The following is a 13,283-nucleotide window of genomic DNA, read 5'->3' on the forward strand; positions in this document are numbered from 1 at the left end:
GGTTCACGAGTTCAGGAGGAAATTGCGCGCGACCGAGGCGGCCGTGAACCGGGCGGCCCGGGGGTCCGTTCTGTGGAGGTCGTCGGCGCGTACAGCGGGAGGTCAGGTGCAGTTCGGCGTGTACAGCGTGGGTGACCTCACCCCGGACCCGGTGCGGGGGCGGACGGTGAGCGAGCACGATCGGCTGCGGGCCGTCGCTGTCATCGCCGAGCACGCCGAGGCGGCCGGATTCGACGTGTTCGCCGTCGGCGAGCACCACTCCGGCGCGTACGTGACCTCGTCGCCGGTGGCGCTGCTCGGATACGTGGCGGCCCGGACGTCGCGGCTCCTGCTGTCCACGGCCACCACCCTGATCACCACGAACGACCCCGTCCGGCTGGCCGAGGACTACGCGACGGTGCAGCACCTCTCCGGTGGGCGGCTCGACGTGATGCTGGGCCGGGGCGCCTCCCGCTCGGCCTATCCGCTGTTCGGCAAGGAGATCGGCGACTCGCACGCGCTCGCCGCCGAGAACTACGCGCTGCTGCACCGGCTCTGGCGTACCGGGGACGTGCACTGGTCCGGTCGCTTCCGGACGCCGCTGCACGGGCACACCACGCTGCCCCGACCGCTCGACGGCACCCCTGTGTACGTGTGGCACGCGGCCGTCACCAGCGAGGAGACCGCCGAGGAGGCGGCCCGGTACGGCGACGGATTCTTCGCCAACCACATCTTCTGGCCGACCGAGCACACCCGCCGGCTCATCGCGTACTACCGGGAGCGGAGCGCCGTACACGGTCGGGGCCCGGCCGTGGTCGGCCTCGGCGGTCAGGTCTTCGTCCGTCCCCGCTCGCAGGACGCGGTCGACGAGTTCCGCCCCTACTTCGACAGGTCACCCGTCTACGGCGGTGGCCCGTCCCTGGAGGAGTACGCCGCGTCGACCCCGCTCACCGTGGGCAGCCCGCAGCAGATCATCGACCGGGTGCTCGGCTTCCGCGAGTACGCCGGTGACTACCAGCGTCAACTGTTTCTCATCGACCACGCCGGGCTGCCACTGCGGGTCGTCCGCGAGCAGCTCGACATTCTCGGTGAGCAGGTGCTCCCCGTCCTGCGCCGCGAGGCCCCGCCCTGGCGCGAGCAATCGCGACCTTGACGACCACGCCGTAATGCAGGCTCCGGACGACCTCGACAGTCTGTCGATCGGTGGAGGCTCAACAGGTTCCGGTACCCGCGCGGTCGGGCAGTCCTCCGTAGTGGTCTTCGCCGAAGGGCTGCCGCCAGGTATTTACGGCTTCGCGGCCTGCCATCCTTGACAGCCTCGCTGGGCTGCGCCCGTTCAATCCGCAGACAGCGGATGGAATTGAACCAGACGACCAACCCTCGCTGCCGGGGCAGTTCTCAAGAAAGAAGCGTCGATGATCAGCGGAGTTCGCCGCACTCCGGTCAGTCGTCGTCAGCCGGGGCAGGACGGTTCTTGGCGATCCACGTTCGTACGGCCTTGCCGTCCCAGACGCGGCCCATGCTCAGGGTGGCGAGCGGGTCGGGGAAACCCTTGCGGCCCACGATGATCGTGGCGCGCTGCTTGCTGATGCCTCCAAGCAGGTCGCGGATCTCATCGAGCCCAAGCAACTCCACATCTCGACGGTAGGAGCCTTGGTACTTGCTTCAGGCCCTACCGGGTGAGGCAACGCTTTAGGGGGTTGCCCTCGTACAACCCCCCGTGTTGCGATGGGTGAATGACCCGACGCGTCACTTTCGACGAGTACTTGATGGCAGTCGCACGGACACTCGCACGCAGGCACAAGCCGGTGTGGTCGCGGATCAAGTGGCGGAACGTCTGCAAGTGCGGGAACGAACTGCCCTGCCGGGCCAGGCACAAGATCCCGATCAACCGGGGTCACTGGCCGGGTGAGAGCTGATGGCCACGGTTCCTCGGCTGGCTGTCGTGAAGCCGGGAGACGTCGTGCAGGTCGCGGCGGCCTGCTCGCCGCAGTTCACCGGGAACCGGGCGCTGATGCTGCGCATCGTGTCGGTCGGCGAGACCGACCCGTACCACGACTGGATTTGGATCACCGGGTACGTGCTCGACGCGAGGGGCAACGCCACCGCCAAGCGCGAGGTGTACGTCATGAAGGCCGGGCTGGTCGTCCAAGGGCGAACCGCCCCGGCGGGTGTGCAACCGAGACGGTCCAGGTCACGCGTACGGGCCTGAGCCTTATCGGTGGCATTCTTGGCCGGGGCCTTGCGGGTGGCGTCTTTCCTAGCTTTCGCAGTCGGGCAGCAGGCTTGGTCGCGTCGGTCATGGTGTCCTCCTCGTGGTCACCGTCGCGGCGGGACGTTCGCGGTGACGATCGCGCCGCCACCGGCCCGGGCCACGGAGAACGACGCCACCGACGCGAGCGGCACCGCCAGGTGACCGCTGACGTTCTGCGTCGTGTCGTCGGCCTCCCAGCTCAGTACGCGCCACACGCGGCCATCTGACGTGGCGGCCATGAGGCGATAGCCGCTGCCGGTCCGCAGACCGTCGACGGCGGCCCGGACGTTCACACCGTCGTCCTGCCCGGTGGCCACCACGGACAGCGAGGCGCCCGTGGCCGAGTCGGCCGCCACGGCGGTCACGGTCACCGCGAGCGGCGGCGCGACCCGGTCGACGTGCTGCACCAGGGCCCCGATGGCCAGACCGGCCACGGCCAAGGCGGTGGTGAGCAGCAGACCGGTCCGGACCATCGCACCGCGTCGACGCCGGGTCGGTACGGCGCGACGGTCCGCGTGCGTCTCCCCGCCGGGACGGCGGCGGTCACCGCGTACCCCCGTCGGGGTGGCTGCGACGGCCGCAGCCCGCGGCCCCGGCGTCCGCAGCGGGCCGGTCGTCCCCAGCTTTCGCTCCTCCTGACCGACCGGCCGGGTCGGACCCGGATGTGCGGCGGTCGGAACGATCGGCTCGGAGGCCAACGGCTCGGACGACCGTGGGGTCGGTCCGGGCACGACCGGCGCGGCACGGGACACCGCAGCCGGTGTCCGCGCTGGCGCTTGCGGAACCGACGCCGGCGCCGGCGCGGCCGGAGGCGTGCTCCGGACGGCCGCCGCCGCCGCAGCCGCAGCCGCAGCCGCATCGGAGGATGGCGGTGGCACGGTCGCAGCCGACGCCGGGGCGGCCGGAGTCGCGGCCGGCGCAGTCGTCCGGGACGCGGTCGGGCTCGGCGCAGTCGTCCGGGACGCGGTCGGGCTCGGCGCAGTCGTGTCCGAGAGGGCCGAGGACGTGGGCGCGGCCGGGGTCGGCGCGGTCGTGTCCGAGACGGGCGGGTGCGCGGCCGGGGCGGCCGGGGACGGAACGGCCGGGGCTGCCACCTGGGCGGCCCTGGACGACCCGGGTCCGGCCCGGTCCCGGAGTCGTCGCCGCAGACCGGGTGCCGGCTCCGGCTCGGGTTCGTGGGCGAGGAACTCGACGAACCGCGCCGGAGGCGGGCCGGTGCGGTTCAGGGCCCCGAAGTTGTCGAGCAGCTCCTCCCGATCCGCCTCCGGCAGCAGCGCCAGGACCGCGATCGTCTCGATCACGGCATCGGCCGCGCCCCGGCAGTCGGCGCAGTCGTCGAGGTGCGCCGTCACCAACGGCCCCTCGACCCGGTCGAGCATGTCGAGGTAGTACGGCGTGAGCAGTTCAATGACGTGCCGGTCGCCGGCTGCGCCGCTCATCGGTCACCCGACCGGGCGGACGGGTCCACGTCCTCGTCGCCGGACGCCGACTCGCTGAGCAGGGCCAGGGCCGCGACCGTCTCGACGATCTCGTCGGCGCGCGCCTGGCAGCACGCGCACACCTGGAGGTGGCGGTGGATCAGCTCACTCTGCACAGGATCGAGCCCATCCAGGTAGTGGAGGACGAGCTGCTCCTCCGCGATGTGGGCGCCCCGCACGCCGTCCGCCCCTCTTCTCCGCCCAGCCTGCCGTCTCAGGACCCGAGCAACCGCCACCTCTGGTCCTGCTGGGCCCTGACCCGGACCGCATCGTCGACCTCCAGGACCTTGCCAGAGTTCCCATTGGTGATCCAGACCGCGCCGCCGCCGACGTCGACGCGCTTCCACTCGGTCGTGGCGTAGCCGGGCCGCGGGGACGGGACGCTCTTCCACAGCTGGTCCTTGGCACTCACGGAGAGCCCGAAGGCACCCATCTCGGCGCGTCCGCGTCTGGTCGCCAGGAGGCGGTGCCACACGCGCCGCAGCTTTGCACGCTTCTTCATGATCCACTCTTTGGAGAGAGAACGTCCGGGAGCAGTCGGCACGCACCAGACGGCGTGGCGACGGCGGCGGTTCACGGTTCGTCGGACATTCGTCCGTTCGGAGGAGATCGGAAAACGAAACCTCGGGCGATCAGCTCCTCACGGAGCGCCTTGAGCCCGTAGAAACTGCGCGACTTGACCGTGCCCGGCGGTACGGCCAGCAGCTCCGCGACCTCGGCCACGGACCGCTCCTGGAAGTACACCTCGACGAGCGTGACGCGCAGCCGCTCCGGAAGCGCGTTGAGGGCCGCCCGCACCTCCCGCGCGTCAATCATCTGCTCGAAAGCGTCACCCGTGCCCGGGTAGGCGTCGATGAACTCGTCGGCCCGTTCGTCCGGGCGCACGTTCGCGGCGCGGAGCTGGTCGATGAGGATGCGCTTGGCCACGGTGAGGAGCCAACCCCGACTCCAGCGCCCGTCCGCGTTGCGGGCGCCCGGGTGCCGCCACGCCCGCAGCAGCACCTCCTGGACGATGTCCTGCGCGCGGTGGACGTCGCCGCGCGTGAGCCGGGTCAGGAAGCTGAGCAACACCGGCCCGTGGACCTGCTCCAGGTGTCGCAGCGCTTCCTCGTCGCTCTCGTCGGTCACGGCCGCCGCCTGGTACGGGACTGCCTGGGCGGCCTCGGGTTCGTCCGGGCCGCGAAGACCTGAGGACATGTGTGGCACCGGGCCACCATGCCAGCGATGACCACACCTGTCATGACGTTGTCGCGCACCGACGGACGTCCCCGAAAGGGGACGTCCGTCCGACCCGGCCAGGGACGTCCGGGCCCTGGATCAACCCCGCGCCGGGGTGGGCTCGGCGAACGAGTCCTCGTCCTGCGCACGGTCGTCGCGCAGCAGCCGCCGCACACGCAGGACCAGCATCACCACCGCCACCAACGCCAGCAGGATCACAACTACCAGCAGGGTGGTACGACCGTCGGTCAACTGACCGCCGCCCGCGGGTAGGCCACCCACGTCGGCCTTGGTGATCTCCTCCGGCAGGCTCGTGGTCACCGACGCCGCCAGGTCGATCAGGCCGTAGCCGTACCGGGCGTCGGGCACCTTGCCGCTGCCCATCTTCTGCGCGGTCGCCTCGATCCGGTGGGCCACCTGCTGGGCCGTCAGATCCGGGTACGCGGCCCGTACCAGCGCGGCGGCACCCGCCACGAACGCCACCGCGTACTGGGTGCCCGAACGGGCCGACGAGCCGGTGCCGGTGATGCCGAGTTCGGTGATGTTGACACCGGGCGCCACCACGTCGATTCCGCCCAGGCGGTAGTCCGCCGCCCACTGACCGTCCATGCCGATGCCGCCGACCCGCAGCAGACCCGGTGCCGCCTCGCCGTTCTGCGTCTTCGCCGAGGCGAGCGAGGAGCACGCCACCACGACGACGTCCTTGCCCACCGCGCCGCCGATCGCCGCGAGGACGCCGGAGTCGTTGGTGTCCACGTGTGACCCGAGGGCGATCACCGTCGCGCCGGCCTCGGCCGCCGCCGTGATCGCCGAGGCGCTGTCCTCGGGGCGGGCCTTGCCGGCGGCGTCGGTGATCCGGATCGGCATGACCGTGGCCTCGGGAGCGATGCCGCTCGACCCCCGGTCCTGGCTCACCACGAGTCCGGCCATCCCCGTGCCGGTTCCGAGGCAGTCGGTGTCGCCCCGACCCGACCCGGCGATGATGTCCATTCCCTCCGAGACGTGACCGGCCAACTGCGGCAGGCTGCCGTCGACGCCCGAGTCGACCACGGCGACCAGTTGGCCGTTGCCCCTGCTCGTGGGCCACGCCTGGTCCGGTGCGAGTCGCAGGGTGGCCCAGTTCGACTTGGCGGACGACGTCGAGGCCGTCGCGCACTCGCCCGGCTTCGGTTTCGTACCCGGCTTGGGGGTCTGGCCGGGCTTCGTGGCCGGACCGGACGGCGTCGTGCCGTTGCCGGGCTTCGTCGTGGCCGGGGACGACGACGGCCGGGGCGCGGGCGACGGCAGCGTCATCGGTGATCCGCTACCGAGCACACCGTGCTGCACACCCGCGCCGACCGCGTCCCAGGGCAGGATCAGCAGCCAACCCGGGTTGAGCTTGGCCGGGTCCGTCAGGGCCGCGCCGTCGGGCTGCTTCCGACCGGTGTTCAGGTTGAAGATCTCCGACGATCGGGAGCCGCTGCCCAGGAACCGCTCGGCGATCTCGGTGAGGTTCTCCGGCTTCCCAGCGTGTGCCGTGGTCACCGTGTAGTACTTCACGTTCTCGGCAGCGGCCGACGCCGCCTGGGCGGTGAGGCCGAGCAGCGCCAGGACCATCGCGACGACCAGGCCGACGCGCCTGGCCGAGCGGGTGTTGCAGGACATGGGTTCACCTTCGTCGTCGCCACCGACTTCTCCGCGCGACCGCCCGACCCGCAGGCCGGTCGACCACGCCAGCCAGACGAGGCGCGCCATCCGTCGGTTCACGATGTCGGTGGATTTTCTCGGCGCGGGAACGAAAACGTGAACCGCCATCCGTGTCGGGCCGTTACCTCGTCGACCCGTACCACCGTGGCGCGAAGGTGTGAAGCAGTGACTCCGTTCAACCGAAGTCCTCGGCTTAACCGATGGCAGTTGTCCCGACTCGGCCGCCGGCACGCGGCGATCGCCGGGCTGAGCGTCCTTACCCTCATGGCGGGTGTTCTGCCGATGGCGGGTGACGGTCCCGCGGCGGTGGCCGCCGAGGCGGTCGCCGGCACACCGGTGCCGCCCGCGCTGTCCGAGACGATCGTCGCGGCGTCCCTGTCGTGCCCGACGCTGAACCCGTCCCGTCTGGCCGCCCAGATCATGGTGGCGTCGGGCTTCAACGTGGGTGACAGCCGGGGCGTCGCCGGCCTCGACGACGAGGACTGGAAGCTCTGGCGTCCGGCCAAGAACGCGAACCGGGCGGACAGCGAGGCCAACATCTACGCCCTGGCCCACCACACGTGCGACACCGTGGGCCGCTTGCGGGCCGCCGGGCTCACCGGCGACCTGTGGCCGCTGGCCATGGCGGCCGACAAGGTCGGGTTCGCGGCAGTCAGTAAGGCCAAGGCCATTCCGAGCGCGGCGCGGGTCCACGTCAACCGCCTGGAGGCGTACGCGCGCTGGTACGCCGACCAGCAGCCGTTCCGCATCGACGCGAGAGGTTCGCAGCCCTCGCCGTCGACGCCCATCCCCGTGCCGGGCGCGTACGTGGCCGCGATCCGTAAGGCCGGCTCGGTGTGCCCGGCCGTCACCCCGCCACTCGTGGCGGCGCAGCTCATGGCGGCCTCGAAGTTCGACGCCAACCTGCGCTCACCGGAGGGCCACCAGGGCATCGCCCAGTTCAGTCCGGAGCTGTGGACCCAGTACCGCGCGACGGCGTCGGCCTCGGTGTGGAACCCGAACGACGCCATCCCGGCGCTCGGCATGGCCATGTGTGACCTGGGCGCACAGCTGACCGACCTGAACGGCGCCGAACCGTACCGGCTCGCGCTCGCCGCCTTCCAGTGGGGCGACATGACGGTCCGCGCGGCCGGCGGGGTGCCCCGGGCGAACGTTCCCCAGCTCGCCGACGTGACGCCGCGCTACGTCAGCGCGTACGAGAAGGACACCCGGCTGGGTGGCGGCCCGGCCAAGCCCGGCGGCTCGCCGACGCCCGCGGGCGCCAGCCCCAGCCCGACGCCGGCGGGCGGCAGTCCCGCCCCCGTGCCTCCGCCCGGCGGCGACGCCCCGGCGCAGGGTCCGTCCACCACCTCGCCGAGCCCAGCCGCCGGTAATCCGCAGGCCCCGCCAGCGACGATCTCCGGCCTGCGGGTGGGTCAGAAGTACAAGCTGCTCAACGCCCACACGAACTCGGTTGCCGAGCTGCCGGACTGGGACACCAACAAGAGCGTCGGCGCCCACGTCCAGCTCTGGCTCAAGAGGGACCAGGCCGACCAGTACTGGAAGGTGACGGCAGCCCCGGCCGCCGGCTACATCGTCTTCGTGAACGCGTTCAGCGGTCACGCGCTGGGCCTGGAATCCGGCGGGACGTGGGACGGTGCGAAGGTTCTCCAGGTGAAGCTGAACCCGGCCGACCCGACGCAGCAGTGGTATCTGCAGGACGCGGGCGGCGGCAAGTGGTTCATCCGCAACCACGCGACCGGCAAGACGCTGGACATCCTCGGCGACGACCTGGGTCCGGTGTCGGACGGCACCTGGAACGGCAAGTGGGTCGAGCAGTGGAACATCGTCCCGGGTCAGCGCGACCAGTTGTGGAGTTTCATTCAGTGACGACGCGGCGCGGCCCCGGTTCCTTGCGGGAACCGGGGCCGCGCCATATCCCGGCGACGCTACTTCCAGCGCGGGCCGTTGCGGACCAACCTCGCACTGAGCAGGACGAGTCCGAGCAGACCGACCAGCCACGCCGCCTCGACGACCACGGGTCGTACGCCCACCGCCTCGGGGAAGTACGACGTGGTCTGCAGCAGCGCGACAACGCACCCGTTCGGGTGGATGTCGCTGATGGCCCGGTACGGCTGCGGAAGAAGAGCGGTCGCCACGGCGCCGCCCGACGCCGCATTACCGATCGCGATAAAGATCAACCAGGTCGGGACGACCGCCCACCTGCCGATGAGGATCAGCATCAGCGTGCCGAAGAGGCCGGTGACGGCGATCTGCGCCGCCAACGTGCCCCACAGTGCCGGCAGCGGTGCGGGGAGCCCATGGAGGATCGGACCCACGATGACCGCCAGCGCGAGACCGCCGACGACGGCGAGGCCGGCGAAGATGGCGAGCCAGGTCCGCAGGGGCAGTCGACCGACGTTGTTGCGCAGTTGCAGGGCGGTGAGGAAGCCGAGCAGGGTCGCGGCGATCATCACGTAGAAGGCGGCCAGACCGGAGCGGTCGGTGTCGGGCAGCGGTCGTACGTCGGTCACGATCACCTTCCGCTCACCCTGCTCGTCCAGCTTGAGGGCGGCGTTGCGCAGCATCTGGGCGAGGGAGTTGCCGGCGGCGCTGGCGACGAGCAGCCGGGAGCCGCCCGGTTCCACCACCAGCGCCGCGTAGACCCGCTGCCGCTCGATGGCGTCGCGGGCCTCTTCGGCGTTCGGATAGCTCCGATACTCCAGCGCGCCGCGCATGCTCGCCTTCAACTCCTGCGCGACGCTCGTCTCGTCGCCGACGAGCGCCGTGGGAATGCGGTGCGGCGGCGGCCGGTCCAGCGCCAGGGTGTACGAGGCCACGAACGCCATGGCCAGCAGGATCCCGACGACCGCGACGGTCAACACCGTGCGGATCTCCCCGGGCTTGTGCGACCCGTCGGCGGTGTCCTTCGTCAAGTGATCCCCTCAGCTGTCGACGTCGGGGCGGGAGCCGCGGCGGCTCCCGCCCCGGCTCCCTAGTTCTTCCTGGCCGGTACGGCGAGGTCCGGGAACGGCGTCCAGCCGTCCTGCGCGATGGTCGCCCGGACGGTCTGCACCGTCTCGACCAGGCGTGGCGGCAGCTCCCGCTGCGCCTTCCGGAAGTGGTCCGACTGCAAATGTGCCTGCATCGCCGCCTCGTCCCGGTAGGACTCAATCAGGATGTACTCGTTCGGGTCGTCGACGCTGCGCGACCAGTCGAACCACAGGCACCCGGATTCGGCGCGGGTCGCCCGGGTGAGGTCGGCGACCGTCTCCGGCCAATCCGCTGCGTCCTCCGGCCGTACGCGGAATTTCGCGGTGATGATGAGCATGCCGTCCCCCTTAGCGCGCCCGGGCCGCGAACAACTCGATCACCTTCGGGTTGAAGGCGGGGATGTCGTCCGGCTTGCGGCTGGTCACCAGGTTGTCGTCGACGACGACCTCCTGATCGACCCAGGTCGCGCCGGCGTTCACCAGGTCGGTACGCAGCGACGGCCACGACGTCATCGTCCGGCCCCGCGCGACGTCGGCCTCGACGAGCAGCCACAGGGCGTGGCAGATCGCGGCGACCGGCTTGCCCGCGTCGAAGAAGTCGCGCACGAACTGGACCGCTGTCGGGTTCATCCGCATCGTGTCCGGGTTGCCGACGCCGCCGGGCAGCACCAGCGCCGCGTAGTCCGCCGCGGAGACCTCACCCACCTCCTTGTCGACCGCGAACGTGTCGCCCTTGTCGTAGTGGTTGAAGAGCTGGATCTTGCCGCTCTTGTTGGAGATCAGCTCCAGGTCCGCGCCCGCCGCCTTCAGCGCGTTCCACGGCTCGACCAGCTCGGGGGTCTCCACCATGTCGGTGGCCAGAACCGCGATCCTGACCCCGCTCAGTACGTTGTCCGCCATTTCCTGTCCTTCCGCTCGTGTTGGTTGGTGTGGTGTGGGGATCGGGTCAGGGGCGCAGGGCGACCTTGAGCCATCCCGGGCTGCGGAGGTCGAACTCCCGGTACGCGCTGAGCGCGTCCGTCACGGGCTCGTGCTGGGTCACCACCGTCGCCGGGTCGATGCGGCCCGACTCGACCATCGCCAGCAGCTTCGGGATGTACCGGGGGTGGTTGCCGTTGCCGGCCTGCACGGTGAGGTTGCGGCCCAGCACGGTCCCGATCGGGAAGTAGCGGTCGTTGGCCGGATACACGCCGACGATGCCGAGGGTGCCCATCTTGGCCAGGCTCTCGGCCGCCCAGGTCTGGGCCTGGGTGGGGGCGTCGCCGGGCTTCCACCGACCGTCGGTCACGTCCTGGTTGGCGTCGGGGGAGATCTGCCGCTGCTCGGCGCGGTTCTGCTCGGCGGCGTCGCGCGCGCCCTCGGCGGCGGGCCCGGACTTGGCGCTCTCCGCGTCCACCCCGACCGCGTCGACGGCACAATCGGCACCGATGCCCCGGGTCAGGTCCAGAACGGCCTGCACCGGGTCCACCTCGTTGAAGTTGACCACTTCGGCGCCGTGGAGTCTCGCCTTCTCCAGACGGTCGGCGTGCCCGTCGATCGCGATGACCCGCGACGCGCCGCGCTGGAACGCGGACACCACGGCGAACTGGCCGACCGGGCCGCAACCCCACACCGTCGCGACGTTTCCGTCTCCCACATTCGCCAGGACCGCGCCGAAGTAGCCGGTCGGATAGATGTCGGAGAGTGTGATCGCCTGTTCGTCCGTCACGGTGTCCGGCAACCGGAACAGATTGGTGTGGGCGAACGGCACCCGGGCGTATTCGGCCTGCAAACCGTTGAACGGACCCTGCGGCCGCGGCGAACCGAAGGATGCCGTGCCGGATCGCGGGCCGTAGGGATTGATGTCGTCGCACTGCGCGAAATAGCCGCGCCGGCAGTAGGCGCAGGAGCCACATCCCAGAACCGCCGAGATGAGTACGCGATCTCCAGGCTTGAAGTTGCTGACCTGCGATCCCACCTCCTCGACCACCCCGACACCCTCGTGACCGAGGATGCGACCGGGTTCCATCTGGGACATCGTGCCGCGGATGAAGTGCAGGTCGGTGCCGCAGATCGCCGCCGTGGTGACCCGGACGATCGCGTCGGTCGCCTGTTCGATTTTCGGCTCGGGGACATCGTCCACTCTAATATCGCCCGTGCCGTGGTAAACGACTGCCTTCATCAATACCTCCCGCTCACAACTTGACGGGATCGCAGATACCCCTTGCGGGAGGGTTGAAACAGAAGAATCAGGCGCGTACGGGAAAAGGATCGAAGGCAAATTTTCGATATTACAAATCGACACTTTACGTGGAGTTGATTTCCACCGTACGGCTCGACGTAGCTGCCGATGATCTCGATTTTCGGCCTACCGGACAGCGCGACTCACTGTCGACAAGCGATACTCTGCGAGCCCACGCCGACGGTCACTCGACCTCGCGAGCAAGGAGAACCTCACCTCACCATGCCTAGAAGACTGCTCTGTGCGCTGATGTCCGCCGGTCTCGCGGTCGGCGCGGCGCTCGGCGTGACGCAACCGGCGCAGGCCGCCGATCCGTCCGTCGACGGTGGTGGCCGGGCGAACGCCGGCATCGCCCCGGGCGCGCGCAGCGGCGCGATGTCCACGAGCGCCGCCGTCCCGGCGGGTTACACGGTCCGGGGCGTCGACGTCTCCAGCCACGACCACAACCTCGGCCCGATCAACTGGCCCGCCGTCGCGGCCAGCGGCGTCAAGTTCGCCTACGTCAAGGCGACGGAGGGCCGGACGTACCTCAATCCCTACTTCGCGGAGGACTACGCGGCGGCCAAGGACGCCGGACTTCTCGTCGGCGCCTACCATTTCGCCCGTCCGGACAAGCGCGACCCGGTCAACGAGGCCAACTTCTTCGTCGACAGCGCCAAGTTCACCAAGGACGGCCAGACCCTCGTACCGATGGTCGACATCGAGTGGCCGTACTGGTCCGGCGCGCCTACCTGTTACGGGCTGACCCCGACCGAGATGTCGAACTGGATCAGGTCCTTCACCGACCAGGTCAAGGCCCGCATCGGCCGACCCGTGATGATCTACACGAACACCAACTACTGGAATCCCTGCACCGGCAAGAACGCCTCGTTCGGCGCGAACCCGTTGGACATCGCCGGCTACACCACCGCTCGCCCGCCGCTGCCGGCGGGTTGGACCACGGAGACCATCTGGCAGTACGCCGCCGGCAACACGAGCCAGGCCGGCAACTACAGCCAGAACGTCTTCAACGGCACCTACGCGGCCCTCACCAAGCTGACCGGCGCACCGGTGGCGGCGCCTCCCGTCGCCCTGCGCGCACGGGCGAACAAGCGCTACGTGGTGGCCGAGAGCGCCGGTGCCAAGCCGCTGCTGGCCAACCGCACCACTGTCGCCCGGTGGGAGCAGTTCGACGTGATCAACGCCGGCGGCGGCTACGTCGCCCTCCGCTCCCGGTCCAACGGTCGGTACGTGACGGCGGAGAGCAAGGGCACCAAGCCGCTGATCGCCAACCGGACCAAGGTCAGCACGTGGGAGAAGTTCACCATCGTCAACAACTCGGACGGCACGATCAGCCTGCGCGCCGCGGCCAACGGTAGGTACGTGGTGGCCGAGAGCAAGGGCACCAAGCCGCTCATCGCCAACCGGACGTCGATCAGCACCTGGGAGAAGTTCGACCGGATCGCTCTCTGAGCGTCGCCGCCTGCCCGGTGCCC

Annotated in this window: 14 protein-coding genes; 4 read left to right on the forward strand and 10 right to left on the reverse strand. The window is 70.3% G+C overall.

Translation table 11 applies throughout. The annotated features are described in order from the left end of the window. Positions 1-106 precede the first annotated feature (106 nt). Positions 107-1,132, forward strand: a complete 1,026-nt coding sequence (locus ACTFTM_RS00155) for a CE1758 family FMN-dependent luciferase-like monooxygenase (RefSeq protein ID WP_449563870.1) — start codon at positions 107-109, stop codon at positions 1,130-1,132. Positions 1,133-1,422: 290 nt separating this feature from the next. On the opposite strand, the gene ACTFTM_RS00160 is transcribed toward ACTFTM_RS00155, so the two are convergent. Continuing rightward, positions 1,423-1,614, reverse strand: coding sequence for a hypothetical protein (locus tag ACTFTM_RS00160; protein ID WP_449563871.1), 192 nt, complete (start codon positions 1,612-1,614; stop codon positions 1,423-1,425). A 283-nt stretch (positions 1,615-1,897) separates the two neighbouring features. On the opposite strand from ACTFTM_RS00160, the gene ACTFTM_RS00165 reads away from it, so the two are divergent. Then, positions 1,898-2,191, forward strand: a complete 294-nt coding sequence (locus ACTFTM_RS00165; protein ID WP_449563872.1) for a hypothetical protein — start codon at positions 1,898-1,900, stop codon at positions 2,189-2,191. A 107-nt stretch (positions 2,192-2,298) separates the two neighbouring features. Here the strand turns inward: ACTFTM_RS00165 and ACTFTM_RS00170 are convergent, their stop codons facing one another. The 5 genes from ACTFTM_RS00170 to ACTFTM_RS00190 all read right to left on the reverse strand — a co-directional run bounded on the left by ACTFTM_RS00170 (position 2,299) and on the right by ACTFTM_RS00190 (position 6,573). After that, on the reverse strand, positions 2,299-3,672 hold the full coding sequence (locus tag ACTFTM_RS00170) for a hypothetical protein (protein ID WP_449563873.1): 1,374 nt from the start codon (positions 3,670-3,672) through the stop codon (positions 2,299-2,301). Next, positions 3,669-3,890, reverse strand: a complete 222-nt coding sequence (locus tag ACTFTM_RS00175; RefSeq protein WP_449563874.1) for a hypothetical protein — start codon at positions 3,888-3,890, stop codon at positions 3,669-3,671. The genes ACTFTM_RS00170 and ACTFTM_RS00175 overlap by 4 nt, the downstream gene beginning before the upstream one ends. Positions 3,891-3,925: 35 nt before the next feature. Next, positions 3,926-4,213, reverse strand: coding sequence for an RICIN domain-containing protein (locus ACTFTM_RS00180; protein ID WP_449563875.1), 288 nt, complete (start codon positions 4,211-4,213; stop codon positions 3,926-3,928). Positions 4,214-4,284: 71 nt separating this feature from the next. Further along, positions 4,285-4,908 carry a sigma-70 family RNA polymerase sigma factor gene (locus ACTFTM_RS00185; protein WP_449563876.1) on the reverse strand — a complete coding sequence of 208 codons (624 nt, stop codon included), beginning with the start codon at positions 4,906-4,908 and terminating at the stop codon, positions 4,285-4,287. Between the two features lie 120 nt (positions 4,909-5,028). Continuing rightward, entirely contained in the window at positions 5,029-6,573 is a 1,545-nt protein-coding gene (locus ACTFTM_RS00190) for a S8 family serine peptidase (RefSeq protein WP_449563877.1), read from the reverse strand. Positions 6,574-6,879: 306 nt separating this feature from the next. Between ACTFTM_RS00190 and ACTFTM_RS00195 the strand changes: the two genes are divergently transcribed. Next, positions 6,880-8,484 carry an RICIN domain-containing protein gene (locus ACTFTM_RS00195; RefSeq protein WP_449563878.1) on the forward strand — a complete coding sequence of 535 codons (1,605 nt, stop codon included), beginning with the start codon at positions 6,880-6,882 and terminating at the stop codon, positions 8,482-8,484. 59 nt (positions 8,485-8,543) lie between these two features. Here ACTFTM_RS00195 and ACTFTM_RS00200 read toward each other — a convergent pair whose 3' ends face one another. Genes ACTFTM_RS00200 through ACTFTM_RS00215 form a run of 4 tightly spaced genes read right to left on the reverse strand, consistent with a single transcriptional unit; the run spans position 8,544 to position 11,748 of the window. Further along, positions 8,544-9,530 (reverse strand): ABC transporter permease, encoded by a 987-nt coding sequence (locus ACTFTM_RS00200; protein ID WP_449563879.1) that lies wholly within the window; start codon positions 9,528-9,530, stop codon positions 8,544-8,546. A gap of 59 nt (positions 9,531-9,589) precedes the next feature. Further along, positions 9,590-9,925: a putative quinol monooxygenase gene (locus ACTFTM_RS00205; protein WP_449563880.1), complete on the reverse strand. Its 336-nt coding sequence runs from the start codon at positions 9,923-9,925 to the stop codon at positions 9,590-9,592. Positions 9,926-9,935: 10 nt separating this feature from the next. After that, entirely contained in the window at positions 9,936-10,487 is a 552-nt protein-coding gene (locus ACTFTM_RS00210) for a type 1 glutamine amidotransferase domain-containing protein (RefSeq protein WP_449563881.1), read from the reverse strand. Positions 10,488-10,533: 46 nt separating this feature from the next. Further along, the gene (locus tag ACTFTM_RS00215; RefSeq protein WP_449563882.1) at positions 10,534-11,748 is read right to left on the reverse strand and encodes an alcohol dehydrogenase catalytic domain-containing protein; all 1,215 of its coding nucleotides are present in this window, start codon (positions 11,746-11,748) and stop codon (positions 10,534-10,536) included. A gap of 282 nt (positions 11,749-12,030) precedes the next feature. On the opposite strand from ACTFTM_RS00215, the gene ACTFTM_RS00220 reads away from it, so the two are divergent. Further along, entirely contained in the window at positions 12,031-13,260 is a 1,230-nt protein-coding gene (locus ACTFTM_RS00220; RefSeq protein WP_449563883.1) for a GH25 family lysozyme, read from the forward strand. Positions 13,261-13,283 lie beyond the last annotated feature (23 nt).

It is taken from the genome of Micromonospora sp. RB23, assembly GCF_053585025.1.